The organism is Salinibacterium sp. NK8237, assembly GCF_015864955.1.
Classification (GTDB): Bacteria; Actinomycetota; Actinomycetes; order Actinomycetales; family Microbacteriaceae; genus Rhodoglobus.
On sequence record NZ_JADYWE010000001.1, the window covers coordinates 506,980 to 532,975 of the forward strand.

General features: G+C 60.7%; 24 protein-coding genes and 1 pseudogene. 6 read left to right on the top strand and 19 right to left on the bottom strand.

The window, feature by feature from the left end; genetic code table 11:
* The first annotated feature begins 74 nt into the window (after positions 1–74).
* Positions 75–821, top strand: coding sequence for an SDR family oxidoreductase (locus I6E56_RS02460; RefSeq protein ID WP_197135783.1), 747 nt, complete (start codon positions 75–77; stop codon positions 819–821).
* A 347-nt stretch (positions 822–1,168) separates the two neighbouring features.
* A complete protein-coding gene (locus I6E56_RS02465; protein WP_197135784.1) occupies positions 1,169–1,831 on the top strand; it encodes a trimeric intracellular cation channel family protein in 663 nt (220 codons plus the stop codon).
* A gap of 150 nt (positions 1,832–1,981) precedes the next feature.
* On the opposite strand, the gene leuA is transcribed toward I6E56_RS02465, so the two are convergent.
* The 9 genes from leuA to hrcA all read right to left on the bottom strand — a co-directional run bounded on the left by leuA (position 1,982) and on the right by hrcA (position 10,918).
* The gene (leuA, locus tag I6E56_RS02470; protein ID WP_197135785.1) at positions 1,982–3,760 is read right to left on the bottom strand and encodes a 2-isopropylmalate synthase; all 1,779 of its coding nucleotides are present in this window, start codon (positions 3,758–3,760) and stop codon (positions 1,982–1,984) included.
* A 190-nt stretch (positions 3,761–3,950) separates the two neighbouring features.
* Complete coding sequence (era, locus tag I6E56_RS02475) at positions 3,951–4,850, bottom strand: GTPase Era (RefSeq protein ID WP_197135787.1); 900 nt, start codon at positions 4,848–4,850, stop codon at positions 3,951–3,953.
* On the bottom strand, positions 4,847–6,157 hold the full coding sequence (locus I6E56_RS02480) for a hemolysin family protein (protein ID WP_197135789.1): 1,311 nt from the start codon (positions 6,155–6,157) through the stop codon (positions 4,847–4,849). Before I6E56_RS02480 ends, era begins: the two co-directional genes overlap by 4 nt.
* 6 nt (positions 6,158–6,163) lie before the next feature.
* Positions 6,164–6,625, bottom strand: a complete 462-nt coding sequence (gene ybeY / locus I6E56_RS02485) for an rRNA maturation RNase YbeY (RefSeq protein WP_197135790.1) — start codon at positions 6,623–6,625, stop codon at positions 6,164–6,166.
* Between the two features lies 1 nt (position 6,626).
* Positions 6,627–7,676, bottom strand: coding sequence for a PhoH family protein (locus tag I6E56_RS02490; protein WP_197135791.1), 1,050 nt, complete (start codon positions 7,674–7,676; stop codon positions 6,627–6,629).
* Entirely contained in the window at positions 7,663–8,016 is a 354-nt protein-coding gene (locus I6E56_RS02495) for a histidine triad nucleotide-binding protein (RefSeq protein WP_197135792.1), read from the bottom strand. Before I6E56_RS02495 ends, I6E56_RS02490 begins: the two co-directional genes overlap by 14 nt.
* Before the next feature lie 17 nt (positions 8,017–8,033).
* On the bottom strand, positions 8,034–8,765 hold the full coding sequence (locus tag I6E56_RS02500) for a 16S rRNA (uracil(1498)-N(3))-methyltransferase (protein WP_197135793.1): 732 nt from the start codon (positions 8,763–8,765) through the stop codon (positions 8,034–8,036).
* Between the two features lie 6 nt (positions 8,766–8,771).
* Positions 8,772–9,872, bottom strand: a complete 1,101-nt coding sequence (gene dnaJ, locus I6E56_RS02505) for a molecular chaperone DnaJ (RefSeq protein ID WP_197135794.1) — start codon at positions 9,870–9,872, stop codon at positions 8,772–8,774.
* A 23-nt stretch (positions 9,873–9,895) separates the two neighbouring features.
* Positions 9,896–10,918 (bottom strand): heat-inducible transcriptional repressor HrcA, encoded by a 1,023-nt coding sequence (hrcA, locus tag I6E56_RS02510; protein WP_197135795.1) that lies wholly within the window; start codon positions 10,916–10,918, stop codon positions 9,896–9,898.
* Between the two features lie 211 nt (positions 10,919–11,129).
* Between hrcA and I6E56_RS02515 the strand changes: the two genes are divergently transcribed.
* Both I6E56_RS02515 and I6E56_RS02520 read left to right on the top strand, forming a co-directional pair.
* Positions 11,130–11,498: a DUF4870 domain-containing protein gene (locus tag I6E56_RS02515; RefSeq protein WP_197135796.1), complete on the top strand. Its 369-nt coding sequence runs from the start codon at positions 11,130–11,132 to the stop codon at positions 11,496–11,498.
* A 107-nt stretch (positions 11,499–11,605) separates the two neighbouring features.
* Positions 11,606–11,980, top strand: a complete 375-nt coding sequence (locus I6E56_RS02520; protein WP_231606215.1) for a DUF4870 domain-containing protein — start codon at positions 11,606–11,608, stop codon at positions 11,978–11,980.
* Between the two features lie 31 nt (positions 11,981–12,011).
* Here the strand turns inward: I6E56_RS02520 and hemW are convergent, their stop codons facing one another.
* Positions 12,012–13,262 (bottom strand): radical SAM family heme chaperone HemW, encoded by a 1,251-nt coding sequence (hemW, locus tag I6E56_RS02525; protein ID WP_197135798.1) that lies wholly within the window; start codon positions 13,260–13,262, stop codon positions 12,012–12,014.
* A gap of 104 nt (positions 13,263–13,366) precedes the next feature.
* On the opposite strand from hemW, the gene I6E56_RS02530 reads away from it, so the two are divergent.
* Complete coding sequence (locus I6E56_RS02530) at positions 13,367–14,038, top strand: HAD family hydrolase (RefSeq protein ID WP_231606379.1); 672 nt, start codon at positions 13,367–13,369, stop codon at positions 14,036–14,038.
* A gap of 44 nt (positions 14,039–14,082) precedes the next feature.
* Here I6E56_RS02530 and I6E56_RS02535 read toward each other — a convergent pair whose 3' ends face one another.
* The 3 genes from I6E56_RS02535 to I6E56_RS02545 form a co-directional block, all read right to left on the bottom strand.
* Entirely contained in the window at positions 14,083–14,721 is a 639-nt protein-coding gene (locus I6E56_RS02535) for a DUF1990 family protein (protein WP_197135802.1), read from the bottom strand.
* A gap of 4 nt (positions 14,722–14,725) precedes the next feature.
* Positions 14,726–16,594: a translation elongation factor 4 gene (gene lepA / locus I6E56_RS02540; RefSeq protein WP_197135804.1), complete on the bottom strand. Its 1,869-nt coding sequence runs from the start codon at positions 16,592–16,594 to the stop codon at positions 14,726–14,728.
* A gap of 102 nt (positions 16,595–16,696) precedes the next feature.
* Entirely contained in the window at positions 16,697–17,038 is a 342-nt protein-coding gene (locus I6E56_RS02545) for a DUF4190 domain-containing protein (protein ID WP_197135806.1), read from the bottom strand.
* A 288-nt stretch (positions 17,039–17,326) separates the two neighbouring features.
* On the opposite strand from I6E56_RS02545, the gene rpsT reads away from it, so the two are divergent.
* A complete protein-coding gene (rpsT, locus tag I6E56_RS02550; RefSeq protein WP_197135808.1) occupies positions 17,327–17,587 on the top strand; it encodes a 30S ribosomal protein S20 in 261 nt (86 codons plus the stop codon).
* A 96-nt stretch (positions 17,588–17,683) separates the two neighbouring features.
* On the opposite strand, the gene holA is transcribed toward rpsT, so the two are convergent.
* The 6 genes and pseudogenes from holA to I6E56_RS02580 form a co-directional block, all read right to left on the bottom strand.
* Positions 17,684–18,712 (bottom strand): DNA polymerase III subunit delta, encoded by a 1,029-nt coding sequence (gene holA / locus I6E56_RS02555; RefSeq protein WP_197135810.1) that lies wholly within the window; start codon positions 18,710–18,712, stop codon positions 17,684–17,686.
* A 30-nt stretch (positions 18,713–18,742) separates the two neighbouring features.
* Positions 18,743–19,489: pseudogene (locus I6E56_RS02560) on the bottom strand (ComEC/Rec2 family competence protein); the annotation flags it as partial.
* 24 nt (positions 19,490–19,513) lie between these two features.
* A complete protein-coding gene (locus tag I6E56_RS02565; RefSeq protein ID WP_197135812.1) occupies positions 19,514–21,124 on the bottom strand; it encodes a ComEC/Rec2 family competence protein in 1,611 nt (536 codons plus the stop codon).
* The gene (locus I6E56_RS02570) at positions 21,121–21,717 is read right to left on the bottom strand and encodes a ComEA family DNA-binding protein (protein ID WP_307842734.1); all 597 of its coding nucleotides are present in this window, start codon (positions 21,715–21,717) and stop codon (positions 21,121–21,123) included. The genes I6E56_RS02565 and I6E56_RS02570 overlap by 4 nt, the downstream gene beginning before the upstream one ends.
* 61 nt (positions 21,718–21,778) lie before the next feature.
* Positions 21,779–24,385 (bottom strand): leucine--tRNA ligase, encoded by a 2,607-nt coding sequence (leuS, locus tag I6E56_RS02575; protein ID WP_197135814.1) that lies wholly within the window; start codon positions 24,383–24,385, stop codon positions 21,779–21,781.
* Positions 24,386–24,560: 175 nt separating this feature from the next.
* Complete coding sequence (locus tag I6E56_RS02580; RefSeq protein WP_197135816.1) at positions 24,561–25,985, bottom strand: anthranilate synthase component I family protein; 1,425 nt, start codon at positions 25,983–25,985, stop codon at positions 24,561–24,563.
* Positions 25,986–25,996 lie beyond the last annotated feature (11 nt).

The following is a 25,996-nucleotide window of genomic DNA, read 5'->3' on the forward strand; positions in this document are numbered from 1 at the left end:
GTCCGCTTCGGAGTAGATTCTGTGGGGAACAGGACGCCAACGCCGAACGCGGGTACGGCTACGGGGAGAACACGATGATTCTTGTCACTGGCGCGACGGGCACTCTCGGCAGGCCGACCGTTTCGATTCTTGAAGCCTCCGGTCACAGCGTGCGTGCGTTGAGCCGCCAACCGGGCCCAGGCCGCGTCGTCGGCGACTTGAGTACCGGAGCAGGCCTGACGGCCGCTCTGTCCGGTGTCACCACCGTCATCCATCTGGCGACCGGAGCGAACACCCACGACTCGCACCACATGCGGCAATTGTTGAGGGCCATTGCCGCGCATCCGATTGATCATCTGATTTTCATGTCTATCGTCGGCGTTGACCGGCATGCGCTTGGGTACTATCGCGACAAATACCTCAGCGAGGAGTTCGTCGTCGCATTGGGCGTTCCGTACACGATTCTTCGTGCCACCCAATTTCACAGTTTTGTGGCGAAACTCTTCACCGCCCAGCGGCGATCACCCGTCACGCTCGTGCCCGCTTTCAGCATGCAACCGGTTGCCGTCGAAGACGTTACTCAGCGACTCGTCGAACTAGTGGATGCCGGCCCCAGCGGGCACGTTCCCGATTTCGGCGGCCCGGAACAACTCCACTTTCGGGAGCTCGCGCGCCAGTGGAACGCGGCCCATTCGGTGCGCAAACCTGTGTGGTCATTGCCGGTTCCGGGAGCTGTCGGTCGAGCCTTCGCGCGTGGAGTGCACCGGGCAACACTGCCCGGAGATGGGCGTACACCGTTCGCGGCCTTCGCGGAGGCAGACGCGCGCTCGGCGGCGGACTAGCCCTCGGCATCCGCCGTCGTCCGCCACCGCCGTCCGCCGCCGCCGTCTGCCACCCGCCGCCCGCATCCCCATCTGGCGTTGACCGCTGGCTACTAGCAATTGGCTGCTGGCTACTAGCTACGACCAACTCCGATTGGAAACTCAGGAGATTTAGCCGCGGTTACACCAGCACACGCCATGGATGACGGGCAATGGAGTTCCCGCACCTCACATCTCCTGAATTTCCAACAAGCGGGCACCTCTCGCGCGATACTCCGTGCGAAAACCGTCGCTCTCGCCGCACACGCCATTGCGGCTTGCCCACAACACAACCTCGCCGCCAGGGGCACGCGTGGTACGAATGGTGCGTGAACGAGACTTTCGAGATTCCGCTGTGGGCTGGCCTCCTCGCGGTCGGCGTTGGCGCGATGCAGGGCGCGATGTTTGCAGCCCAGTTTCGTGACCGCCGCTTGGATCTCCTCGGCGTCGCCATCATCGGTATTTCGTCAGGGTTCGGCGGCGGAATGGTGCGTGACATCGTGTTGTCAGAAGTGCCTGCCGTCCTCTCAACGAATTGGTATCTCCTCGTCGCGACCGGTGCCGCGCTCTTCGGCATGCTCCTCGAGCGCCTCATTGCACGTTTGGGGCCACTGATTACCCTGCTCGACGCTCTCACCATTGGGCTGTTCGGCGCGATCGGCACCACGAAAGCTCTCGCCATGGGTCTGCCCGATGTGCCCGCCATCTTCGTCGGCGTGATCTCGGCCGTCGGCGGCTCGATCCTGCGCGACATGCTGCTTTCGATGCCTATAGCCCTCATGCACGTGGGATCGCTCTACGCTGTCGCCGCAGTGTCGGGCACAACAAGTCTTGTGATCATGCGCAACTATGACGTGCCCGTGCTTCTGGCTGCATCAATCTGCGTGGGCATCACCGTGGGCGTTCGGGTTCTCGCAGTGTTGTTTAATTGGACTCTGCCTGAACAGCGCACGATCAGCGGGATGCCCAAATTCCGCCGCCCGTCACGCTAGCGAGCACGGCCAGTGCCTCCCAGCGCGGCGACAGCCCCAACTCAGCAGCTCAGCAACTTAGCCCGGCCTCTCAACAACAGAGCAGCACGATCGCCTTTAACGCGCGAACGCCCACAGCACAGGGCTGCAGGGCGTTCGTGAGGCGCAGACTTAGCCTGCGACGAGTTCTGATTCGGGAGCGTCTTGAGTGGCGCGTACCCAACGGTTGACCGCAGACACGATTGCTTTGAGCGATGCCCGCGAGATGTCGCCATCGATGCCGACGCCCCAGAGGCGCTGGCCGTTGATGTCGAGCTCGACGTAGGCCGCTGCCTGCGCGTTGCTACCCGTGCTCATCGTGTGCTCGACGTAGTCGTAGAGCTTCACTTCAATGCCCTGCCCCTGAGCGGACAGCATGCCCAAGAACGCATCGATCGGACCGTTTCCGACGTGGCTGGTGTCGATCTCGGTGTCGTCGACACGCAGGCGCGCTTCGAGGCTGACTTCGCCGTCGTTAGCGCTGGTGGTGCGGGTCGCCAGCAGTTCGTAGCGCCCCCACTTTTGCTCGGCGTGATCCGCGGATGCTGGCAGGTACTCGTCCTGGAAAGCTGTCCAGATCTGCTCACTCGAGACTTCGCCACCCTCGGCATCCGTCTTCGACTGCACGACACCGCTGAACTCGATCTGCAGTTTGCGCGGCAGATCCAAGTTGTGGTCGGTCTTCAGCAGGTATGCCACGCCGCCCTTGCCCGATTGCGAGTTCACGCGCACGACAGCTTCGTAGCCGCGCCCGACATCCTTGGGGTCGATCGGTAGGTACGGGACTGCCCACACCAGATCATTGACGTGCTTGCCTTCGCGCTCCGCCTGCGCCGCCATCGACTCGAAGCCCTTCTTGATGGCGTCTTGGTGCGATCCGCTGAAGGCGGTGTAGACGAGGTCGCCGGCCCACGGGCTGCGCTCGTGCACCTTCAACTGGTTGCAGTGTTCTGCGGTGCGGCGAATCTCGTCGAGGTCGCTGAAGTCGATCTGCGGGTCAATGCCCTGCGTGAACAGGTTGAGGCCCAGCGCGACGAGGTCGACGTTTCCGGTGCGCTCCCCGTTTCCGAACAGGCAACCCTCGATGCGGTCAGCACCGGCCATGTAGCCGAGCTCTGCCGCGGCGATTCCGGTTCCGCGGTCGTTGTGCGGGTGCAGCGAGATGATGACGCTCTCACGGTGATTCACGTTGCGCGACATCCACTCAATGGAGTCGGCGTAGACGTTGGGGGTAGCCATTTCGACGGTGGCGGGCAGGTTCAGGATGACCTTGCGCTCCGGTGTGGGCTGGAAGACTTCGAGCACCTGGTTGCAGATATCAACGGCGAACTCGAGCTCGGTGCCGGTGTAGCTCTCGGGCGAGTACTCGTAGTAGACGTCGGTCTCAGGAACCATTGCCTCGGATGCCTTACAGATGCGAGCGCCGTTGAGGGCGATGTCGATGATGCCCTGCTTGTCTTTGCGGAACACAACATCACGTTGCAGCACGCTCGTGGAGTTGTAGAGGTGAACGATCGCCTGCTTAGCGCCCTTGATCGATTCGTAGGTGCGCACAATCAGTTCTTCGCGAGCCTGCGTCAGCACCTGAATGGTGACGTCATCCGGGATCGCGTTGGTCTCAATAAGCGAACGAACGAAATCGAAGTCGGTCTGGCTAGCCGAGGGGAACCCGACCTCAATCTCTTTGTAGCCCATCTTGACGAGCAGATCGAACATGATGCGCTTGCGTTCGGGGCTCATCGGGTCGATCAGAGCTTGATTGCCATCGCGCAGATCAACGGCACACCAGCGGGGTGCCTCGGTGATGCGCTTGGACGGCCACGTGCGGTCCGGCAGATCAACGGTGATGATCTCGTGATACGGACGGTACTTGTGGATCGGCATCGATGATGCGGACTGATTGTTCTTCATGGTGTGCTCCTGCTGTTCTCAAAGCCTTGTGGGCCACTCGTTACGGATCTGGTCAGCCAATGACAAACACCGCGACGAGGGAGGCCTTATTAGGACTCGTCGCGGCAGCTAAGGAGGAGCAGACCGAACAACACATTTTCAGACTAGCACTGCCCACGCCGCTACGAGTGATTGGTTACAGAACCGCGACTTAGAAACCTAGGCGCCCCAGTTGCTTGGAGTCTCGCTGCCACTCTTTGGCCACCTTGACGCGCAGCGAGAGGAAAATTTGCTTACCCACGAGCTTCTCGATCTCCGCCCGAGCGCGCGCACCAACATCCTGCAGGCGCTCGCCACCCTTGCCGATGATGATGCCCTTTTGGCTGTCGCGCTCGACAAAGATGTTGGCGAACACTTCGAGCAGGTTCTTGTCGTCCCGCTCGATCATGTCGTCGATCGTGACAGCAATCGAGTGCGGCAATTCGTCCATGACGCCCTCTAGCGCGGCTTCACGAATGAGCTCAGCAACGCGCGCCTCAGTCGATTCGTCGGTGACGGCGTCAGCGGGATAGAGCGCGTTGGAGACCGGCATGAGCTTCACGAGCTCGGTCGAGAGAATGTCGAGCTGGATGCTGTCGAACGACGAGATCGGGATGATTTCGTCCCAGTCGCGCAGTTCAGCCACGGCCTTCAGCTGCTCCGCGACGCCGGGGCGCGAGGAGGCATCGATCTTGGTGACGATCGCGACCTTCTTGGCGCGAGGGAAGGAATCCAACTGCTCGTTGATGTAGCGGTCGCCCGGACCGATTTTTTCGTTGGCCGGAATGCACAAACCGATAACGTCAACTTCGCCGAGCGTGTCTTGGACGATCGAGTTGAGTCGTTCACCGAGCAACGTGCGCGGACGGTGCATACCCGGAGTATCGACGATGATGAGCTGCCCGTCGTCACGATGCACGATCCCGCGGATGGCGCGACGAGTGGTCTGCGGCTTCGATGACGTGATCGCCACCTTCTCCCCCACTAGCGCGTTGGTCAGTGTGGACTTGCCCACGTTGGGTCGACCAACAAAGGTCACGAATCCTGCTCTGAATTCACTGGCGTCGGTCACTGTGATTCACCGTTCTCTCGTTCATTCGAGCGTGGGTCCTGCTGATCTTCAAGCCAAGGGTCTCGCGAGACCAGCACTGTGCTGATGCGTTTGCGACGCCCCTCGGTACGTTCTGCGGTGAGGACGAGCCCGGAGTAATGCGCCACGGCACCGCTCTCGGGCAGTCGCCCCAGCGTTTTCATGATGAGCCCGCCGACGGAGTCGACTTCGTCATCATCAAGTTCGAGACCAAATAGGTCACCCAGTTCATCGATGGGCAGTCGGGCGCTCACGCGGAACGTTCCGTCAGCCAGCTCTTCGAATTCGGCAACTTCACGGTCGTACTCGTCAGAGATGTCGCCAACAAGTTCTTCGATGAGGTCTTCCAACGAGACTAGCCCTGCGATTCCGCCGTACTCGTCGACGACCATCGCCAGGTGGTTCGATTCGAGCTGCATTTGCCGCAGCAAACTGTCGGCGCGCTGCGACTCTGGCACGAAGAGGGCTGGCCGTGCGAGTTCTTGAGTCGTCATCTTGTCGGCTTCTGCCGGCTGTTCGTAGACCACTCGGGCAACGTCGCGCAGGTACAGCACTCCCATCACCTGATCGATGTCTTCGCCAATGACTGGCACTCGAGACACACCACGGCTCAAGAAGAGCCCCATGGCGGCGCTGGCGGTGACCTCCGCCTCGATGGTGACCATGTCGGTGCGCGGAATCATGACCTCACGCACCACGGTGCTGTTGAACTCAAAGATCGAGTGGATTAGGTCGCGATCGTCTTGATCAAGAACTTCGTGTTCAGCAGCTTCATCCACCATGCTGAGCAGTTGTTCTTCACTCGAGAATGTTGCCGTACGCGGACGACCAGGAGTCACTCGGTTACCCAGCGCCACCAGCGCATCCGCAATCGGACCAAGAATCACGCGGATGCTGCGCACCAGCGTTGCCGAGACCTGCATCACCTTGCGAGAGTGCGCGCGCCCAACACTGCGGGGGCTGGAACCGACGAGCACAAACGATGCCCCGGTCATGATGAGCGCACTCAGCAGCAGCACGAGCCACCACTGCTCGAAGGCAGAGGCAAACACGAGAGTCACCAACACTGCTGCGGTGGTTTCCACGACAATGCGCATGAAGTTGAGCGCGTTGATGTGCGCGCCGGTGTCGAGCGAAATCGCCGTGATTGACTTTTTAGCACGACTGCGAGCCGCAAGTTCGACGAGGTCGGTGCGGCTCATGACACCGAGTGCCGCGTCTGCGGCTGCGAGCAAACCACCGAGCGATACCAGCAGAACCGCGGCGGTGATGAAAATGCCGATCAACATGACCGGCTACTTATTTCGATCTGCAAGGGCAAAGCCCGCCAGGATTTCGCGCTGAAGGCCAAACATTTCTTTCTCTTCTTCAGGCTCGGCGTGATCGAAGCCGAGCAAGTGAAGCAGACCATGAGTCGTCAGCAGAAGCATTTCTTCCAGCGGCGAGTGGCCGGCAGTTTCAGCCTGGGAGAGCGCAACTTGCGGGCACACGACGATATCGCCGAGCAGCCCTGCGGGAGTCTGGCGGTCTTCCGTGCCGGGGCGTAGTTCGTCCATCGGGAAACTCAAGACGTCGGTGGGGCCCGGCTCGTCCATCCACTGCACGTGAAGCTGCTCCATCGCGGCCTCGTCGACAAAAACTATCCCGAGCTCGGCATCCGGGTGCACGTGAAGCTGGTCGAGGGCAAACGTGCACAGGCGCTGGAAGGCGTGCTCGTCGACGTCGACGCCCGACTCGTTATTGATTTCAATCGACACGCTAGCGTCCCTCGTGGTTGCGGCTGCGCTTTGGCGACCGGTTCTTGCGGTTGTATTCGTCGCGCTGTTTTTCAGCGTCATAGGTTGTATAAGCATCCACGATCTGGCCGACAAGGCTGTGGCGAACCACATCGGCGCTCGTCAACTCAGCGAAGTGGATGTCGTCAATGTCTCGAAGTACGTTCGAGACGAGTTTAAGTCCGCTTGCTCCCTCGGGCAGGTCGACCTGAGTGATGTCGCCAGTGATCACCATTTGGGAATCGAAGCCAAGGCGCGTGAGGAACATTTTCATCTGCTCTGGCGTGGTGTTCTGAGCTTCATCAAGAACGACAAAAGAGTTGTTCAGGGTGCGACCGCGCATGTAGGCGAGCGGGGCAACCTCAACGGTGCCCGCTGCAAGAAGCTTGGGAACCAGCTCGGGATCCATCATGTCGTTGAGAGCGTCATAGAGCGGGCGCAGATAAGGATCGATCTTGTCGGTCAGCGATCCGGGCAAGAATCCCAAACGCTCCCCTGCTTCAATGGCAGGTCGGCTCAGGATGATGCGGTCGACCTCTTTGCGCTGCAATGCCTGCACAGCCTTGGCCATCGCCAGATACGTTTTTCCGGTGCCGGCCGGGCCGATTCCAAACACGATCGTATTGTTGTCCATCGCGTCGACATATTGCGACTGACCGAGCGTTTTCGGCCGAATCGCTTTACCGCGTGCCGTCAGAATTGTTTGACCAAGGAGCGTTTTCGGGCTGCCCTGGTTCTTTCGCAGAATGCGCGCCGAGGAGTCGACCTCAATCTCGCCCAAATCGTGCCCGCCGCGCACCATCGTGATCAGTTCATCGACGAGTTCTTGAGCCGATTCCACCGACGCTGGTGGACCGCTCAGAGTGATTTCGTTACCGCGGACATGCATTTCAACGTCGGAGAACTTGCTCTCCACCACTCGCAAGAGTCGATCTTGCGGACCGAGTAGTCGCACCATGGCGACACCGTCTACTTCAATCGAGACGCTTGTGCGGTCTGTGGAACGTTCGGACTCAGAGTCACGAGTGACCAAGGGTGCCTTCCTCGAGGTTTCCGCCGAGCACATGAGCGTGCACGTGGAAAACAGTTTGCCCGGCGTTTTCACCGGTGTTGAAAATGAGTCTGTACTGCCCGCCTGCAAAATCGTCGGCAAGCTTCTGCGCCACCGAAACTATGTCGGCTAAGAGTGCAGGGTTGCCAGCAGCGAGTTCTGTCACATTGGCGAACTCTTCGGTCTTCGGCACAATGAGCAGGTGCACGGGCGCTTTCGGGGCGATGTCACGAAATGCGATCACCGAATCTGACTCGAAGACAATATCGGCGGGAATTTCGCGAGCAATGATCTTCGTAAAGATCGAGGGGGAATCAGACATAGCTCTAGCCTAAACCTCTAGCTCCAACGGCCAAGCTTGACGTTCAAAGCCGCCAATGCTGCGGGGCCCGCCGTTGAGGTACGCAACACTTCACTGCCCAGTCGAATCGTGGATGCACCAGCCGCAGTCAGGAGCGCTAGCTCGTGATCCGCGACACCACCCTCCGGCCCCACGACCAGAACGATGTCGCGGTCGTCAACCTCAAGCTCTGCGAGCGTTTCTGTGGCAGTGGGTTCGAGCACGAGCATCCGCGTCGTCGACGCAAATGCCGCCAATTGCTTTGTCGTCACAAGATCGAGCACGTCAGGAAGCCACGTGCGCAACGACTGCTTGCTCGCTTCACGCACAATTGCTGCCCAGCGGTCGCGCCCCTTGGCGACCTTAGAACCTTGCCAGCGCGAAATGCTGCGCGCCGCCGACCACGGAATCACGCCGTCGACACCGAGTTCTGTCGCCACTTGCACCGCGAGTTCATCGCGGTCGGCCTTGGCGAGAGCCTGTGCGAGGAACACTGCCGGGGTTCGCCGCGGAGTTTGCTGCACTTCGGCGACTTCGATGGTGAGCTGCGTGTGTTCTGCTGTGACGACCGGCCCCGAGACCACGAGGCCCGCCCCGTTACCGATGGCAATGACTTCGCCTACCTTCAAGCGTGAAACGGTGACAGCATGGCGCGCTTCAGCATTGCCGAGCGAAACAGTATCGCCGACACTCGTGTCACCGAGCTCCTCATCGATATAGAGGTGAGCCACGACGACCTAGAGGAACCGGTCGCGGAGCTTCGCAAACAAGCCCTGCTGGAACTCAGCGAAGTGCGGTTGCTTGCTCTTGCGCACGGCAGCCAATTGCTTGAACAACGTTTGCTCGGCACCGCTGAGCTTGGTGGGAGTGACCACCTGGATACCCAACCGCAAATCACCGCGACCGCCACCGCGAAGGGCGGTGATTCCGCGGTCCTTGACCGTGAGTACCTCGCCGCTCTGCGTTCCCGGCTTGATGCCAACCTCAACTTCGCCGTCGAGCCCATCAAGCATGACGGTGGTGCCCATGATCGCGTCGATCATTTGCACTTCGACGGTCGCCAGCAAATCATCGTCTGAGCGACTGAAAATGTCGTGATGGCGAACCTTGATCTCCAAGAACAAGTCACCGTGCGGGCCACCAGCGGGACCGACTTCGCCTTGACCGGGCATCTGCAGACGCAGACCGGTCTCGACGCCAGCGGGAATATCGACCGAAATCGTGCGCTGAGCTCGAACGCGACCCTGGCCTGCACACGTGGCGCACGGGTTCACGATGATGTTTCCGTAGCCGCGGCACGTGCCACACGGGCTCGATGTCATGACGTTGCCGAGAAGGCTGCGCACCTGGCGTTGAATCTGCCCACTGCCCTGACAAATATCGCAGCGAACCGGAGAGGTACCGGGAGCAGTGCAGCTGCCCTCACACGTCTCACAGAGTTCAGCGGTGTTGACCTCGATGTCGCGAGTGACGCCGAACATCGTGTCCTTGAGGCTGACCTCGACGCGCAGCAGAGCATCCTGGCCACGCTCACGACGCGAACGAGGACCAGCGGTCTGGCCGCCACCGCCGCCACCAAAGAACGTTTCGAAGATGTCGCCGAAACCGAAGTTGGCTCCACCGAATCCGCCGCCACTTCCGCCCATGTCGTACTGCTGGCGCTGCTGCGGATCACTCAACACGTCATACGCGTGAGTTACCGACTTGAAGCGTTCCGATGCATCCGCGCTCGGATTTACGTCGGGGTGCAACTCGCGAGCAAGCTTGCGGTATGCCTTCTTGATTTCTTCTGGCGTCGCTTCGCGCGCAACGCCGAGGGCTTCGTAGTGATCTGCCAAAGTTCCGATTGCTCCTTACGAGCTCAGTTGTCTTCTAAAAGTCGTGACAGGTATCGCGCTACCGCGCGAACCGCTGCCATGTTGTTCGAATAGTCCATGCGTGTTGGGCCGAGCACTCCCAGCCGCGAAAGTCCGCCGCCGGAGGAGGAATACCCTCCCGTGACGACCGATGTCTCTTCTAATCCAAATTCTGCGTTCTCTCGCCCGATGCGAGTAGAAACTGATCCATTTGCTACTTCCATCTCTCCAAAGAGGCGCAACAACGTTACTTGCTCTTCTATTGCCTCGAGTACAGGAAAAATGCTGCCGGTAAAGTCTTGCTCGGTTCGTGCAAGATTTGCTGTGCCAGCCAAAACGAGCTTGTCGGCACGGTTAGCCAACACCTGTTCCACCAAACTCGACGTCACTAGAGCGACGAACGGACGGCGTTCCACTGGAAAAATTTCAGCGAAGCTCGCCAGTCGTTCAGCGGCAGCCGGCAATGCCTGCCCGTTAAGCGCCGAGTTGAGTTTCGCCCGCAACTCGCCCAAGAACACCTCATCAAGCGCCTCTGGGAGATCAATAAGTCGCTGCTCTACCCGACCTGCGTCGGTGATAAACACCGTCATGATCCGCGTCGCCGTGAGCGGAACTAGCTCCACATGGCGCACCCTGGCCGTTGCCAGCGATGGGTACTGCACGAGAGCGACACTGTTGGTGAGCTGCGACAGCAGGCGAACGGAACGTGCAAGCACGTCATCCAGATCGTCAGCTTGGCCAAGAAACGACTCGATTGCTTGACGCTGCGCACTCGTGAGGGGTCGCAAGTCAGCCAGTTGGTCGACAAACATGCGGTAGCCCTTATCGGTGGGCACACGCCCCGACGAGGTGTGCGGCGCCGTAATAAGTTCTTCGTCTTCGAGCAAAACCATGTCGTTGCGAATCGTCGCTGCTGACACTCCAAAAGAATGCCGTTCAACGATCGACTTAGAACCGACAGGCTCGCGCGTAGCAACGTAGTCCTGCACGATGACTCGAAGCACGTCAAGTCCGCGGGCGGAAACCATGCCACCACCCACCTTTCCTGATTGGCACTCAATCCGTTCGACTGCCAATCTTACTCGACACACCGCGACACACCCGTTGCACCGCGCGAGTCATACCGCTAGCGTGTCTTTGTACTTGAGCGCTACCTTTCTGAGGAAATGCTCAGGTGTGACACCGAGCACTTTGATGAAACCCGGGAAGTTCCCTCGTTCACCTGAAAGGCACGAACACATGACTGACGCAAATCCTCAGCCCGCAGCCCCCCAGCCGGCCGCACAACTGACCGCAACCGAAGACAACCAGTGGGCATCTTTCGCTCACCTCGGTGGAATTCTCGGCTTCCTGCCGGCGCTGATTATCTGGTTGGTATTCAAAGACCGCGGTGCTTTCACGAACACCGAAGCCAAAGAAGCGCTGAACTTCCAGATCACCATCGCGATCGCTTACGTCATCTCGAACATTTTGGTTGCCGTCTTCATCGGTGCCATCCTGCTCCCGATCGTCTTCATCGTGTCGGTAATCTTCTCGATCATCGGCTTCACCAAGGCGAAGGACGGCACGAGCTACCGCTACCCCTTCGCACTGCGCCTCATCAAGTAATTCTCCTCATCGGCTAGTCCGATCGGGTTTCGCCCCGAGAGCTTCGGCTCTCGGGGCTTTCTTTTTTCCAATGCACGCTTCTCGCCAATGCAGGGTTTAATGGAGTCATGTCAGATTCCACACCACCACCCACCTCGCCGTACGCGCCGATCCAGCCAATGAGTCCCAGCGACGAGAAGCTCTGGGCAACGTTGATTCACATCGGCGGAATCTTCTTCTTCTTCATTCCCGCCCTTATTGGGTACCTCGTACTCAAGGACCGCGGTCCGTTCGTGCGAGCCCACACTCGCACCGCACTCAACTTCCAGATCACGATGGCAATCGCTTACGCGATCGGCGTCGTCCTCAGCACGATCTTCATCGGCCTCTTGTTGATCGTCGGTGTCGGCATCGTGATCATCATCTTCAGCATCATTGCCGCCGTCGCTGCCAACAATGGTCAGGCGTACAAGTACCCGCTAACCATCGAGTTCATCAAGTAACTCGACGCTCTCGAGCTACGAACTCTTCGCTCTAAATAGGGGCGTCTGCCAGCAATCGCCGCACTACGGCATCCGCTAGCAGGCGCCCCTTTAGCGTGAGATTGACGGTGCCACCGATCGCTGCCCGAGCGTCTACGAGCTCATCAGCGATGAGGCCGGCAACCGCTGTGCGACCCTCGGGATCAAGCGTTGCCGTCGTTAAGCCGTCACGAACGCGTGCCCGCAAAAGTACGTGCTCGAGATATTTGCTCGAGTCAGCGAGCGTTTCCCGCCCCGCGCCAGGCGAATGACCAGCCGCAATGCGGTCGGCATACGCCGCCGGATGCTTCACGTTCCACCAGCGCACCCCGCCGACGTGGCTGTGAGCGCCGGGGCCAACGCCCCACCAGTCGTTGCCTAACCAGTAGCCAAGGTTGTGGCGGCTCACATGACTGATCTCAGGATTATCGTCGCGCTTGGCCCAGTTGCTGACCTCGTACCAGTCGTAACCTGCCGCAGCCAGCTTCGCGTCAGCCAGCTCGTACATGTCCGCCTGCAAGTCATCGTCGACCGGGGCAACATCGCCGCGCTTAATCTGCGCGGCCAACTTAGTGCCGGTCTCAATAATCAAGGCGTACGCCGAAAGATGATCGGGGTTCTGCGCGATGGCATGATCGAGCGATCGCTCCCAGTCGGCCAGCGACTCCCCCGGCGTGCCATAAATGAGGTCAACGCTCACGTCGAGCCCAACCTCTCGGGCCCATTTCACCACGTGCGGAACTTTCTCGGGGTCGTGAGTGCGTTCCAGCGTAGCGAGCACATGCGGGACCGCTGATTGCATGCCGAAAGAAACCCGCGTGAAGCCAGCCTCTTTGAGCGCGAGAAGGTACTCGCGGTCTACCGAATCCGGGTTGGCTTCGGTCGTGACTTCAACGTCATCCGTGAAGCCCCAAGTGTCGCGCGCTGCCGCAAGCATCCTCGTGAGGTCAGTCACCGGGAGCAGTGTTGGCGTGCCACCGCCAAAGAACACGGTTGACGCTTTGCGCGGCGCAACACCAGCGTCGGACAGCACAGTGGACGCCTGCCTGATCTCGGCAATTGCCTCATCCGCGTAGTCAGAACGCTTCGCCCCACGCAGCTCTTCACCCGTGTACGTGTTGAAGTCGCAGTAACCGCAACGAACCCGACAGAACGGCACGTGAATGTACACGCTCCAGTCGCGGTTCGCAGAGTCAACCGCGACACTCGCGGGCAGCGCTCCGTCGAGAGGGGCAGGATCAGCAATCGGCAACGCACCTGGCACGAACTAATCCCCTTAACACACGGTGAAGAAAGCGTGCCAACGCTATGACGAGCGGGCACACGTCAATTGTCTCACCTCGGACATGGGAGCATTGATGCGTGACTATGCACATCCTGTGGGACATCGACGGAACACTCATCCACAACTCGACAGACGGTGCTGCGGTGTACCTCGACGCATTCACCCGTGTCACTGGTGGCCCGCCACAGAAGCTCATCACGAACCCCCACGGCAAGACCGAAGGACAGATTCTCACCGACCTGCTTGTGCTCAACGGACACCCCGCCGCTCTGCTCGAGGATGTCCTCGCCGAGCTCGACATCCGCACTCAAGCGCTGCAGGACAACGGCTATGTGCGCTCCGCTGTTGCCGGAGGGCACCAAGCCCTTGTTGCCGCCACCGACCGCCGCTGGACAAACGCGCTGCTCACAGGCAACGGACTTCAGCATTCGCGCGTCAAGCTAGTTGCAGCGGGCTACGCAGCAGACGATTTCAACTGGAAGAACTCGTTTTTCGGCGATCGCTCACCCGACCGCCACCACCTCACGTCCCTTGTGGCGACCGTGCTCGGAGACCAGCCCAGCGTGATCGTCGGCGACACCCCGAATGATGGCCTCGCCGCCGATTCGGCGAAGATCCCGTTTATTGCGGTAGCGACCGGCGCCTACAGCGTCGCTGACCTGCGCGAAACCAGTGCGCTCGTCGTGGTCGAAAACCTTGAGAATGGACTCGACGATGTGCTCGAGGCAATCGACCGGCTAGCGACGCGCGGCTAATAGCGCGAAGCAACATCGCGGGCTCATCGCGCGCGCAATGAGAACTACTCCGCGGGCTCTATCGGAGCAGTGCCGCTGCGCTCACCGGGCAGGCTCGCGGGAATCGCGCCAGTGAGTGCGCGCAAGTAGCGGCCAACCACGAAGAACTGGAACAGTCGCAGCGCGGGTGAGAGCAGCATCCACTTGAACGATGCTGGCCGCGAGAATGAACGCACCGTCATCCACACCGAGTTGTCGTCACGGCGTTCGATCATGAACGACTCTTCGCCGCGCAGCGGATGCCCCTCGAGCGTTCCGTAGGCGAAGCCGGCAACCGTGGGGTCATCAACGACATACACAACGCGCACTGGTTCGTGCGCCGTGTAGCGGCCGCGGCCCACCGACAGCACGATCGTGTCGCCGGGGCGCACGAAAGGATGATCTGCACTATCGGCAGAAAGGTCCTGCAGTTCGCCATGCGGATCACGGGGCAACAAAGTGACACCGAAACCGCTGCGACGCTTCACACCCCAGGTAAGAATCTGCTCGCGAGCAAAAGCCCAACGCTGCTCACCATGCCCAATGCGGGCACTTCGCTGAACGCGACGGAAACCCGCGGGAGGAAGCACCGTGAAAGTGCTGCCGCGCGTAGCACCGACCGCCCCGTACGTGACGGGAGCATTGGGGTAGGTGCGGGCATCCATAGGTCTACTTCTTTTCTTTCCCGGCTTCGACTTCGCCTGAGAGCGCGGCAATGAAGGCAGACTGAGGAACTTCGACGCGACCGACCATCTTCATGCGCTTCTTGCCCTCCTTCTGCTTCTCTAGGAGTTTACGCTTACGGCTAATGTCACCGCCGTAGCACTTAGCGAGAACGTCTTTACGCATGGCGCGGATCGACTCACGGGCAATAATGCGTGCACCGATGGCCGCCTGGATAGGAACCTCGAACTGCTGGCGCGGAATGAGGTTCTTCAACCGTTCCGTCATGAGCACGCCGTAGGCATAGGCCTTGTCGCGGTGAACGATCGCGCTGAACGCGTCGACGGCCTCGCCCTGAAGAAGAATGTCGACCTTCACGAGGTCAGCTTCTTGATCGCCACTTGGCTCATAGTCGAGGCTTGCATAGCCCTGAGTGCGGCTCTTGAGATGGTCGAAGAAGTCGAACACAATTTCGCCGAGCGGCATTGTGTAGTGCAGCTCAACGCGGTCGGTGCCGACATATTCCATGCCCTGCATCGTGCCACGACGCGACTGGCAAAGCTCCATAACCGTTCCGACGAAATCTTTCGGAGTCAGAATGGATGCCTTCACCATCGGCTCAGAAACACTGGCGATCTTGCCGCCAGGGAACTCGCTCGGGTTCGTGACTGTCGTGAACTTCTTGTCGTCGCCCATGACTTCGTAAATAACCGAAGGAGCGGTAGCAATCATGTCGAGATTGAACTCGCGCTCGAGACGCTCGCGCACGATCTCCAAGTGCAGCAGGCCGAGGAACCCACAACGGAAACCAAAGCCAAGCGCAACGGACGTTTCGGGTTCGTAAACCAACGCAGCATCCGAGAGTTTCAACTTGTCGAGAGCTTCACGCAAAACCGGATAATCGGAGCCATCGATCGGGTAAAGACCCGAGAACACCATCGGCTTCGGTTCGGAGTAGCCCTTGAGCGGCTGCGTCGACGGCTTAGCAAAGTTCGTGACCGTGTCGCCGACCTTGCTCAGGCGAACGTCCTTTACACCCGTAATGAGATATCCAACCTCACCAACGCCGAGCCCCTTCGTCGGGGTCGGTTCTGGCGAACTGACGCCAATCTCGAGCAACTCGTGAGCCGACTTAGTCGACATCATCATGACTTTCTCGCGCGGTGCCATCTTGCCGTCGATCATGCGGACGTACGTGATGACGCCGCGGTACGCGTCGTACACCGAGTCAAAAATCATCGCGCGGGCAGGAGCCGCTGGGTCACCGACCGGAGCCGGGATGAGGCGCGTTGCCTCGTCGAGAAGCTCGGGAACGCCCATGCCTGTCTTGCCCGAAACGCGAAGCACCGTAGACGGATCGCAACCGATGAGGCCGGCAATTTCTTCGGCATACTTGTCGGGATCTGCCGCCGGCAGGTCAATCTTGTTCAGCACAGGAATGATCGTGAGATCGTTTTCCATCGCCAAATACAGGTTCGCCAGCGTCTGGGCCTCAATGCCCTGCGCGGCGTCTACCAAAAGAATTGCGCCCTCGCACGCCGCCAAGGAACGCGACACCTCATAGGTGAAGTCAACGTGCCCGGGTGTGTCGATCATGTTGAGCGCGTAGGCCTGCTCCTTACCGTTTTCGTCGGTAAGCGCCCACGGCATTCGTACAGCCTGGCTCTTGATAGTGATGCCGCGCTCACGCTCAATATCCATACGGTCGAGGTACTGCGCCCGCATATCGCGGTCGCTAACAACCCCCGTGACCGACAGCATGCGGTCAGCGAGGGTGGACTTGCCATGATCGATATGCGCAATGATGCAAAAGTTGCGGATAAACGCAGGATCGGTCGAAGCAGGCTCAAGTGTGTAAGAGGCGCGAGGAGACATCCGCCCAATTCTCCCATGAAGCCGACGATCCTGCGCGCACCCGGCTCCACGACAGGCCAAAAGCCCGCACCACAGCGGGTACGGGCTGACGCATAGTGCCCTCTACAGCGCGGCCGCGAAAAGGATAAAGGGCAATGAAACAATGGCACCGGCGATAACGAAGAAGACCCAGCCGAATGTGGCCACGCAGGCCAAGACAATCCCCCAGATCGAAAAACTGCGACCGGTAGGTTCATCCCGCAGGCCAAAGACACCCAAAATGATTGCGGCTAGAGGCACCACGATGCTCTGAGCAAAAAAGATCGAGGCAATGCCCAAAACGAGCGCGAGGACGCTCATTGTGCGAACACCCGGCTGTGCAACGGTGTCGGATGCTGCCGGCGCCTCTGCAACTGCGGGTTCGAGGCTGCCAACGGTGGAAGGAGTAGCGGTTGAAGAAGTCATACCTCAACGGTAGAAAAACAGCACCGGACCGGGAAGCGGGGTAACCCCCGAAATCTGGGGTGGGTCGACCAGACACCCATCCGCAGTATTCTTGAACAAGCCGATGACAACGCCGCGCAGCTTTGCTCTGCAATTGCCATAGCTGCATTGCGCTGGTAACGTTGCCTGTTGGCTTATGCATATGGTTCTTCGTCGAACAGTATGCGCATCGCGGCCGGGAATCAGAACACCGATTCTCTTCCACGGCCGCCCACCATCTCTGATCCACAAACAAGAAAGCACATACACGTGGCAAATATTAAGTCGCAGATCAAGCGCATTGGTACCAACAAGAAGGCACAAGACCGCAACCGCCAGGTCAAGAGCCAGATCAAGACCGCTATCCGCGCAACGCGCGCAGCGATCAAGGCTGGCGACAAAGACGCCGCTCTCGCGAACCTGAAGGTCGCTTCCAAGACACTCGACAAGGCAGCTGGCAAGGGCGTAGTTCACAAGAACCAGGCAGCCAACCGCAAGTCGGCCATGGCCAAGCAGGTCGCAGCACTCTAAGACCTCCGCTCGACATCACGTCGAACACACAGAAGCCCCCAACCGTTCGCGGTCGGGGGCTTCTGTCGTTAAGCGCTGAGATCTGCCGGGAGCAGGTCAGTGATTGCCTCGTGCGGCGACCACAGAAATCATGCGTTCAAGGGCAAAGACAGGATCACGCCCGAGGCCCTTCACTTGGGCATCGGTATCCGCGATCGCCTCAATGGCTGAACCGAGCCCGGCATCACTCCAGCCGCGCAAATCTTTCATCGCACGATCAGCCTGCCAGGGTGCCATGCCGAACATCTTCGCGGCTTGCCCAGAAGACATTGAACCACCCGAAAGCTTTGCCATCGTGCGCAGTTTGGAGGCGAAAGCGGCAACGATCGGTACGGGGTCGGCACCCGACGCGAGAGCGTGGCGCAGAAGCACAAGAGCTTCACCAGATCGACCGGCGATTGCCGAATCCGCCACCTTGAATGCACTCGTTTCGACTCGACCTGAGTAGTAGCGGGCGACAGTTGCCTCGTTGATCTCATCAGCGTCATCGGCGAGCAGCTGTTGGCAGGCCGCAGCGAGTTCAGCTAAATCAGCAGAGAATGCCGACACGAGAGTTCGGAGTGCGCCCGGGGTGACACGTCGGCGCTTCGCTGCAAACTCTGCAGAGGCGAAATCGTACTTTTCGGTATCCTTCTTGAGCTCGAGGCAGGTGATCTCAATTCCGCCACCCTTGCCGGCGCGGATCGCGTCGAGCAACTTCTTGCCGCGCACTCCCCCGGCATGGCGCAACACGAGATAAGTGTCGTCTGCGGGCGCCTCGAGATAAGACAGGGTTTCAGTGATGAAAGCGTCGGTGCACTTCTCGACGTTCGTGACCCGAATCAGCCGGGGCTCGCTAAACAGGGAAGGGCTCGCAAGACTGATGAGTTCACCGGGACCGTAATGGTCTGCTTCAAGGTCATTGACCTCAAGACTGGGATCTTCGATCCTGAGGGTGTCACGAAGCGTGCGGATGGCACGGTCAGCAAGGAAACCCTCGGTTCCGCTCACGAGAATAATGGGTGCGGGACGCACCTGGTTCCACGTCAGTTGCGGGATAGCGACCTTCGACTTCGTCGTCGATCGTGCAGGGGTTCTGGCGGCCACGAGACTCCTCACTATGAACTGCAACCCAGCCTAATGCCGGGCACCCACATCGTTCTCCGACCACACAGAAACCACACCGGGCTGCACCGTTGAAGAGACCAACACCAAGCCGTCTTCGTCACTGCGGGCTACTGCCGTGCCAGCGTCATCGAGCATGGTGAGCGCATCGGCCGTCGGATGCCCATAACCGTTATCCGCTCCGACACCAATGAGTCCGAGAGTCGCTTTCAGCTCGAGATAGAGGGCCGGATACTGATCGCCGGAACCATGATGGCTTACTTTGACGACATCCACTTGTGTGAACGCGTGAGCGGAAGCGAGGCGCGACTGAGCGCTTTCGCCGAGGTCGCCAAGGAACACCGCGCTGAGACACTGCTGGAGACAGTCGGAGCGTGGAGCGAACTCGACAACCACGCTCGCGTCGTTGCCAGGGTCTATCCCCGACAGCACTGCTGCAGGCCACAGGATGCTCCACTGCAGTTCGCCAATCTGGCCCCGATCTCCTGCACTGACCTCCACCACGCGTGCCCCGGACGCCGCAAGTGTGCTGAGCAATTGCTCGTCGTCCGCTGAGCCGACCGGGCCAACGATGGCGGTGCTCACCTTGCCCACCACCGCCTCGGTTCCGCCAACATGGTCGTGGTCGAAATGGGTCAATACCAACAGATCGATGTGGCCAATCGCGAGGCGATCGAGACAGTTTTTGAGGAGTTCTGGCTCGGCACCGGTGTCGATGAGGGCAGTTTTGCCCGCGCTACGAACGACTACGGCGTCTCCTTGCCCGACGTCGCATTGGGCGAATTACCAGTCGCTCGGCCACGTGAGCGCCGTGCTCACGGCAGAGCCCACGACGACGGCGATGGCGAGAGCACCGGCGATGAGCAGCGAGGTTACAGCGTGCGCCCGCCACGCTCCAGTGGTCATGAGAGCGGTCAGGAGGAGCACCGTGAGCACGCTGAGGGTCACGACCCCCACCCAGCCCTCCCACCACGGTATGCGCGCCCACGGGGCCTCGGCGAAGAATTCAGCTACCGCGGCAACCCACGCGGAGGGAATCCACGCGATCCACATGAGGCCAAGCCCGAGCGCCGGGATCACCGAGAGCGCCACACACGCCGCGAGGCCGACGACAGTAGCGATGGGAGCGGCGGGCGCCGCCATTACGTTCGCGAGCACTCCATAGGTCGGCAAGGAGGGCTGCAAGAGCAGGAGCACGGGCTGACAGGCGAGCTGAGCCGCCAAGGGCACGGCAACGACGAGTGACAGCCAGCGGGGCATCCAACGTGCGAGAAATTGCGCAAGCGGTTCCGCAAACAGCAGTAGCCCAGCGGTAGCGAACACGGAGAGCACGAAGGCGAAGTTGCGCGAAAGCCACGGGTCGAACACGAGGAGTGCGATCGTAGCGAGGGAAAGAACGGCCATCCCCCGGATCGGCCTGCCGCTGCCCAGCGCAATCAGCACGAATGTTGCCATCAGCGCTGCACGCAGCACGCTCGGATCGGGCGTGACAACGATCACAAACGCCAGCAGCACGAGTATCGAGAGAGCAATCCGCAGTGCGCGTTGAACTCCGGCACGTCCGCCGAGCGCCATGATCAATCCGACCACGATCGCGCAGTTTGCCCCAGAGACGGCCGTGAGGTGGCTCAGCGAGCTTGTCTTCATCGCGGCATCCAAATCATCGCTGACGGCGCTGGTGTCGCCGATCGCGAGGCCACCCAAGAGTTCGCCCCCGCCACCCGGAAGCTGGGTCGTTGCAGCGGCAAACGTGCGGCGCAGCTGATTTGCCCAATCGAACTCCCGATTCGGAGCTGCGCGCCACTCTGGAGCATCCGAAGCGAAGAGGAGCACCGCGCGCCCGTCGCCGGGTTCGGTGTTCGCGAGAGTGCCGGTGACGGTGAAAGTGACACCGATCCCCCACGGCACGTTTTCGCCGGCGGACTCTGAAATCTCACGGCCGTCTGGCACGTCAGCCGCTGTCGTTTCGCTCGCGCCGAAACCACCCCGTTCGCTGAAAATGAGTGCAGGAGAATCGAGCTCTACGATTTCGCCATCACTCTCCAACTCGATGATGTTCGCTTGAAAGAACTCTGCATCGTCAAGCACCGCGCTCGTCGTCACTGCTGTCGCGGTGACGGTCGAATGTTGTGCAGCGATCTCCGCGAGCACCGCTGGTTGTCGATTCTCGGCCTGAAACGCGACCGATGTTGAACACAGAGCCGCGAGGGCGCATCCCAGCGCGAGACTGGGCAACAGTCGTCGCTCGGTCACGAGCGCAGCCGCCGCACACACCCCAGCTCCGAGCCATAGGGCAATTGAAACGTGAACAGACCACGCTGGGACCGCGATCAAGAAGACCGCCACGATCCACGCGGCGGCAACCGGCAGGCTCAACCGCAGATCGAGAGTCATACCGTGACCAAGTCGCGCAATCCGTCAAAGGTCGCGTCGCCAATTCCAGCAACGTTGCGCAAATCATCGATGCTCGTGAAGCGTCCGTTTGCGTCACGCCAGGCCAGAATGCGTGCCGCCATCGCGGGGCCGATGCGGGGCAGCGTATCGAGCGCTGCGGCATCCGCGGTGTTCAGATTCACCCGGCCATCCGATTCCGTGGCCCCGGCTGCGTCGTCGCCGTCGCCGGCGGCAGGCACGGCGAATTGTTCGCCATCCGTCAGCAGCCGCGCAAGATTGAGTTGATCGCGATTAGCGTCGTCCGTGAATCCCCCAGCCGCCGCAATCGCGTCGATAACCCGCGCTCCCTCCGCCAGTTCGAAGAGACCGGGGCGAGCCACAGCACCCGTGACGTGCACGAAGAGAGACGGAGCCTCAATCGCAAAGCTGTCGCCTCCATCACCAACCTCGCCCCGTGCGATCTCGAGGGCCGTCGGACTATCGGTGAGAGCCGTTGCCAACACCGCACATCCCAGCGCGACGAGCACCACAACGATGACGGCGCCAACGCGCACTCGCAGCCGTGCTTTGCGAGCCTGCTCAAACTCTTCCACCCCCAAAAACTAAGCGCGCCCCGATTACTCGGGACGCGCTTAGCGGTAAGTGTGGAGCTTCTTAGCCTTCGGTGGGCTGTTGACGAGTCGCGATGTTCACGATCTTCGGAGCACGCACAATGACCTTGACGATCTCGCGGTCACCGACGGTGCGCTTGACCGCTTCGGATGCCATGGCGAGAGCTTCGAGGTCGGCACCATCAATCTTGGGCGAGACTTCGAGGCGGTCACGGACCTTGCCATCAACCTGAACGACGGCCGTCACGGAGTCCTCAACGAGGAGCGACGGGTCGGCCTTGCGCCAGCCGGCGAGAGCGACGGTGGGCTCGTAGCCGAGCTTCTCCCACATCTCTTCTGCCGTGTGCGGAGCGAACAGGCTCAAAGCGATCGTGATGACTTCAGCAGCTTCACGAACCGCAGCGTCGCCGCCGCCAGCGCCGGTGTCGATCGTCTTGCGCGTCACGTTGACGAGGTCCATGATGCGAGCGACGAGCACGTTGAACTTGAGCGACTCGGCGAGGCCTGGGCCATCGGCGAGGAAGCGGTGGGTGGCGCGACGAAGCGTTGTGTCGCCTGTCTTCCACTCGATCTCGGGGGCACTCGTGACATCCCGCACCACACGGAACGCGCGAGCCAGGAACTTGTGGGATGCAGCGGGCGACACATCTTCCCAGTTGATGTTTTCCTCGGGCGGGCCAGCGAACGCCAACGTCAAACGAAGCGCATCGGCACCGTGCTCGGCGATTTCGCCCGAGAACGTGACAGCCTTGCGGCTGCGCTTCGACATCTTCTTTCCCTCAGAGAGCACCATGCCCTGGTTCAGCAGCGCGCTGAAGGGCTCGGTGAAGCTGACGTAGCCGAGGTCGAACAGCACCTTGGTGATGAAGCGCGAGTAGAGCAAGTGCAGGATCGCGTGCTCAACGCCACCGACATACTGGTCGACCGGAGCCCACTTTTCTGCTTCTGCCGGGTCGAAGGCCTGTTCGGAGTCGTTCGGGGACAGGAACCGCAAGAAGTACCACGAGCTGTCGACAAACGTGTCCATCGTGTCAGCGTCGCGAAGAGCAGGGCTGCCATCGCGCGGGTCTTCAACGTTGATCCAGTCTTCGGCGGCGGCGAGAGGCGACTTGCCCTTCGGCTTCAGGTCGAGACCTTCCGTCGACGGCAGTTCAACAGGCAGCTGGTCGAAGGGAACCGGAATCAGCTCGCCATCGGAACCGTGAATGATCGGGATGGGGGTTCCCCAGAAACGCTGACGGCTGATCAGCCAGTCACGCAGACGGTAGGTCTTCGCAGCACGACCGGTGCCGGCAGCCTCAAGCTGCTCCACAATCTTCCTGATCGCATTGTTCTTGCTCAGACCATCGAGAGGGCCTGAGTTGATCATGCGGCCATCGCCCTGCAGCGACTTGCCCGTCTCGCGCGGGTTCAACGGCGGCAGGTCATCTGGGAGGATAGCCATGCCGTTTTCGTCGAGCTCGAGAACAGGAATCAGGCCAGTAATCGGCGCATTCGTGTCGAGCACGACACGCACCGGCAGGTCGAACTTGATCGCGAACTCGAGGTCGCGCTGGTCGTGGGCTGGCACTGCCATAACCGCGCCGTGACCGTAATCAGCCAGAACGTAGTCAGCAGCCCAGATCGGGATGCGCTCGCCCGTGACCGGGTTGATGGCGAAGCGGTCGAGAGGGATGCCAGTCTTTTCGCGACCGGCATCCTTGCGCTCGATCTCGGTCTGCTTCTGGGTCTGCTCGAGATAGCTAGCGAATGACGCCTTCACATCGTCGCTGGCGTTCTCCACGAGTTCAGCAGCCAAGTCACCATCAGGGGCGACGACCATGAACGTCACACCGTAGAGGGTGTCGGGGCGCGTGGTGAAGACCGTGACCTTGCCGTCACGACCTTCAATCTCGAAGTCGACATCCGCACCGACCGAGCGGCCGATCCAGTTGCGCTGCATCGTGAGAACCTTCGACGGCCAGGCGCCCTCAAGCTGGTTGAGGTCGTCGAGCAGACGGTCGGCGTAGTCGGTGATCTTCAAATACCACTGTGTGAGCTTCTTCTTGACAACGACGGCGCCGGAACGCTCGGACGTGCCGTCGGCCAGAACCTGCTCGTTTGCGAGAACAGTCTGATCTACCGGGTCCCAGTTGACCCAGGAATCCTTGCGGTACGCGAGGCCCTTTTCGTACATCTTGAGGAACAGCCACTGGTTCCACTTGTAGTACTCGGGGTCGCTCGTGTGCAGAACGCGGTCCCAGTCAAAGGAAACGCCATAGAGCTTCATGCTCTTCTTCTGCTGGTCAATGTTGTCGTACGTCCAGCCACGAGGGTCAATGCCGCGCTCGATGGCAGCATTCTCGGCGGGCAGACCAAAGGAGTCCCAGCCGATGGGGTGCAGAACGTTGAAACCACGCTGACGCCAGTAGCGTGCCGCGATGTCACCGAAGGCGTAGGCCTCGGCGTGGCCCATGTGCAGGTCGCCCGAGGGGTACGGGAACATGTCAAGAATGTACTTGCGCGGGCGCTTGTCTTCGGGGTCGCTCGTCGCGAACGGCTTAAGCTCTTCCCACTTGGCTTGCCACTTGGCGTGGATGGCGGCTACATCGTAGTCCGAGGCACCATCGCGGTCGTCGTGTGCACCAGCAAAGTTGGGCTGCTCAGTCACGTAAACACTCTCAATTCGTTACAGGGAAGATCTAAGATTACCCAACTCACGGCCGCGCTCGAGGGGGCCAAAAAGTGTCGGGCAATTCCATTGTCTATGAGTTGACGTCTCTCACAGTACACAGCCCCACGGTAGACCGGTGGTTCGCTACAGCCGGGAGCGGATGCGCGACCGCTTAATCAGCCGGAACGCCGAGCACTCGCAGCAGTGCAGCCGCCTTCAACTTGACCTCGGCCAGCTCCTCTGCGGGCACCGAGAGAGCCGTGATGCCACCGCCGGCGCCAATCGTGGAACCCCGGGCATCCATCACGATGGAACGGATGACCATAGCAAGGTCAACGGAACCGTCAAGCCCCACGTACCCGAAGACGCCCGAGTAGATGCCGCGCGGGGCACGCTCAAGAGAATCGAGAATGAGCGTCGCCGAATGTTTGGGCGCTCCCGTCATCGATCCAGCCGGAAACGACGCCTTGATGGCATCGACAGCGCTCACCTCAGGCCGCAATTGACCCCGGATGGTGCTCACCAACTGGTGCACGGTCGCATAGCTTTCTACGTCGAACAGCTTCGGCACCGTCACCGAGCCGACCTCGCAGACGCGACCGAGGTCGTTGCGCATGAGGTCAACAATCATGAGGTTTTCGGCGCGCTCTTTGTCACTCGCGAGCAGCTCGGCGGCGAGCCGGTCGTCGTCATTCTGGTCGGCGCTGCGGCCGCGCGTGCCCTTAATCGGCTTGGTCTCGATCAGGCCGCTCGGGTCGATAGAGAGAAACTGTTCGGGAGTGGAACTCAGCAGCGCGGTCTCCCCCACCCGCATGAATCCACCGTGGTGGCTCGGGTTCGCGGCACGAAGCGCCAGATAGGTGGCGACAGGATCAGCGACCTCATCGACGTGCACACTCGTCGTGAGACACAACTGGTAGGCATCGCCCTCGGTTATTGCGCTCTGGCAGGCTGCGATCATGGCGAGATAGTCAGCGTCGGAATCGCGCCAGACTGCGCTCGGCGGCGGCGGTGTCGCGGCGCGTGGTGAGTGTTCCAGCGGTTGCGCGGCGGTTGCCGGCGGTGCCTGCGCTGCCGGCATTGCCTGTGGCTCGGGAGCGCGTGCTTCACCCGCCGCGGCAACGAGCGCCGCTATGTCATCGCGCCACTGCGCGAGCTCTGGCGTCCAACTCTCGCCGAGAGCGAGCAGGCTGAGCGACTGAGACGAGTGGTCGAACGCCAGAGCGCGGTCTACCCACAGCCAGGCGGCATCCGGCGTCTCGGCCGGTTTAGCGATGGGAACCCCGAGCGATTCGCCGCGCAGTTCGTAGCCGAGCCAGCCGACCCAGCCGAGCCGGAAACCCTCTGGCGCGTCGGACACATCGACGTCGGGCACGGCAAACTCGCGTCGCATCCAGTCGAAAACGGGTTCCGTGAGGTCAGTGCTGAGCACGGCGCGCTGCGAGAGCGCGAGGTAGCTGCGGCCGGTCGTCGCGCTCACTCCGCTGTCCAGCCAGATTGCGCCCGCCGCACTATCGGCACTCTTCAGGAGTTCGCTAAACACCGCCGCGGGGTCGACCCAGCGCGGCAGGTCAGCAATGAGAACGCGAGAGCGCATAACCTAAGCCT

What these genes read in the sequence shown, in the direction of transcription:
- I6E56_RS02460 (WP_197135783.1), top strand. Translation starts at nt 75, where the DNA reads ATGATTCTTGTCACTGGCGCGACGGGCACTCTCGGCAGGCCGACCGTT.
- leuA (WP_197135785.1), bottom strand. Translation starts at nt 3,760, where the DNA reads ATGAAGAACAATCAGTCCGCATCATCGATGCCGATCCACAAGTACCGT.
- I6E56_RS02480 (WP_197135789.1), bottom strand. Translation starts at nt 6,157, where the DNA reads ATGTTGATCGGCATTTTCATCACCGCCGCGGTTCTGCTGGTATCGCTC.
- I6E56_RS02495 (WP_197135792.1), bottom strand. Translation starts at nt 8,016, where the DNA reads ATGTCTGATTCCCCCTCGATCTTTACGAAGATCATTGCTCGCGAAATT.
- hrcA (WP_197135795.1), bottom strand. Translation starts at nt 10,918, where the DNA reads ATGGTTTCCGCCCGCGGACTTGACGTGCTTCGAGTCATCGTGCAGGAC.
- I6E56_RS02515 (WP_197135796.1), top strand. Translation starts at nt 11,130, where the DNA reads ATGACTGACGCAAATCCTCAGCCCGCAGCCCCCCAGCCGGCCGCACAA.
- I6E56_RS02520 (WP_231606215.1), top strand. Translation starts at nt 11,606, where the DNA reads ATGTCAGATTCCACACCACCACCCACCTCGCCGTACGCGCCGATCCAG.
- I6E56_RS02530 (WP_231606379.1), top strand. Translation starts at nt 13,367, where the DNA reads ATGCACATCCTGTGGGACATCGACGGAACACTCATCCACAACTCGACA.
- I6E56_RS02535 (WP_197135802.1), bottom strand. Translation starts at nt 14,721, where the DNA reads ATGGATGCCCGCACCTACCCCAATGCTCCCGTCACGTACGGGGCGGTC.
- lepA (WP_197135804.1), bottom strand. Translation starts at nt 16,594, where the DNA reads ATGTCTCCTCGCGCCTCTTACACACTTGAGCCTGCTTCGACCGATCCT.
- I6E56_RS02545 (WP_197135806.1), bottom strand. Translation starts at nt 17,038, where the DNA reads ATGACTTCTTCAACCGCTACTCCTTCCACCGTTGGCAGCCTCGAACCC.
- I6E56_RS02565 (WP_197135812.1), bottom strand. Translation starts at nt 21,124, where the DNA reads ATGACTCTCGATCTGCGGTTGAGCCTGCCGGTTGCCGCCGCGTGGATC.
- I6E56_RS02580 (WP_197135816.1), bottom strand. Translation starts at nt 25,985, where the DNA reads ATGCGCTCTCGCGTTCTCATTGCTGACCTGCCGCGCTGGGTCGACCCC.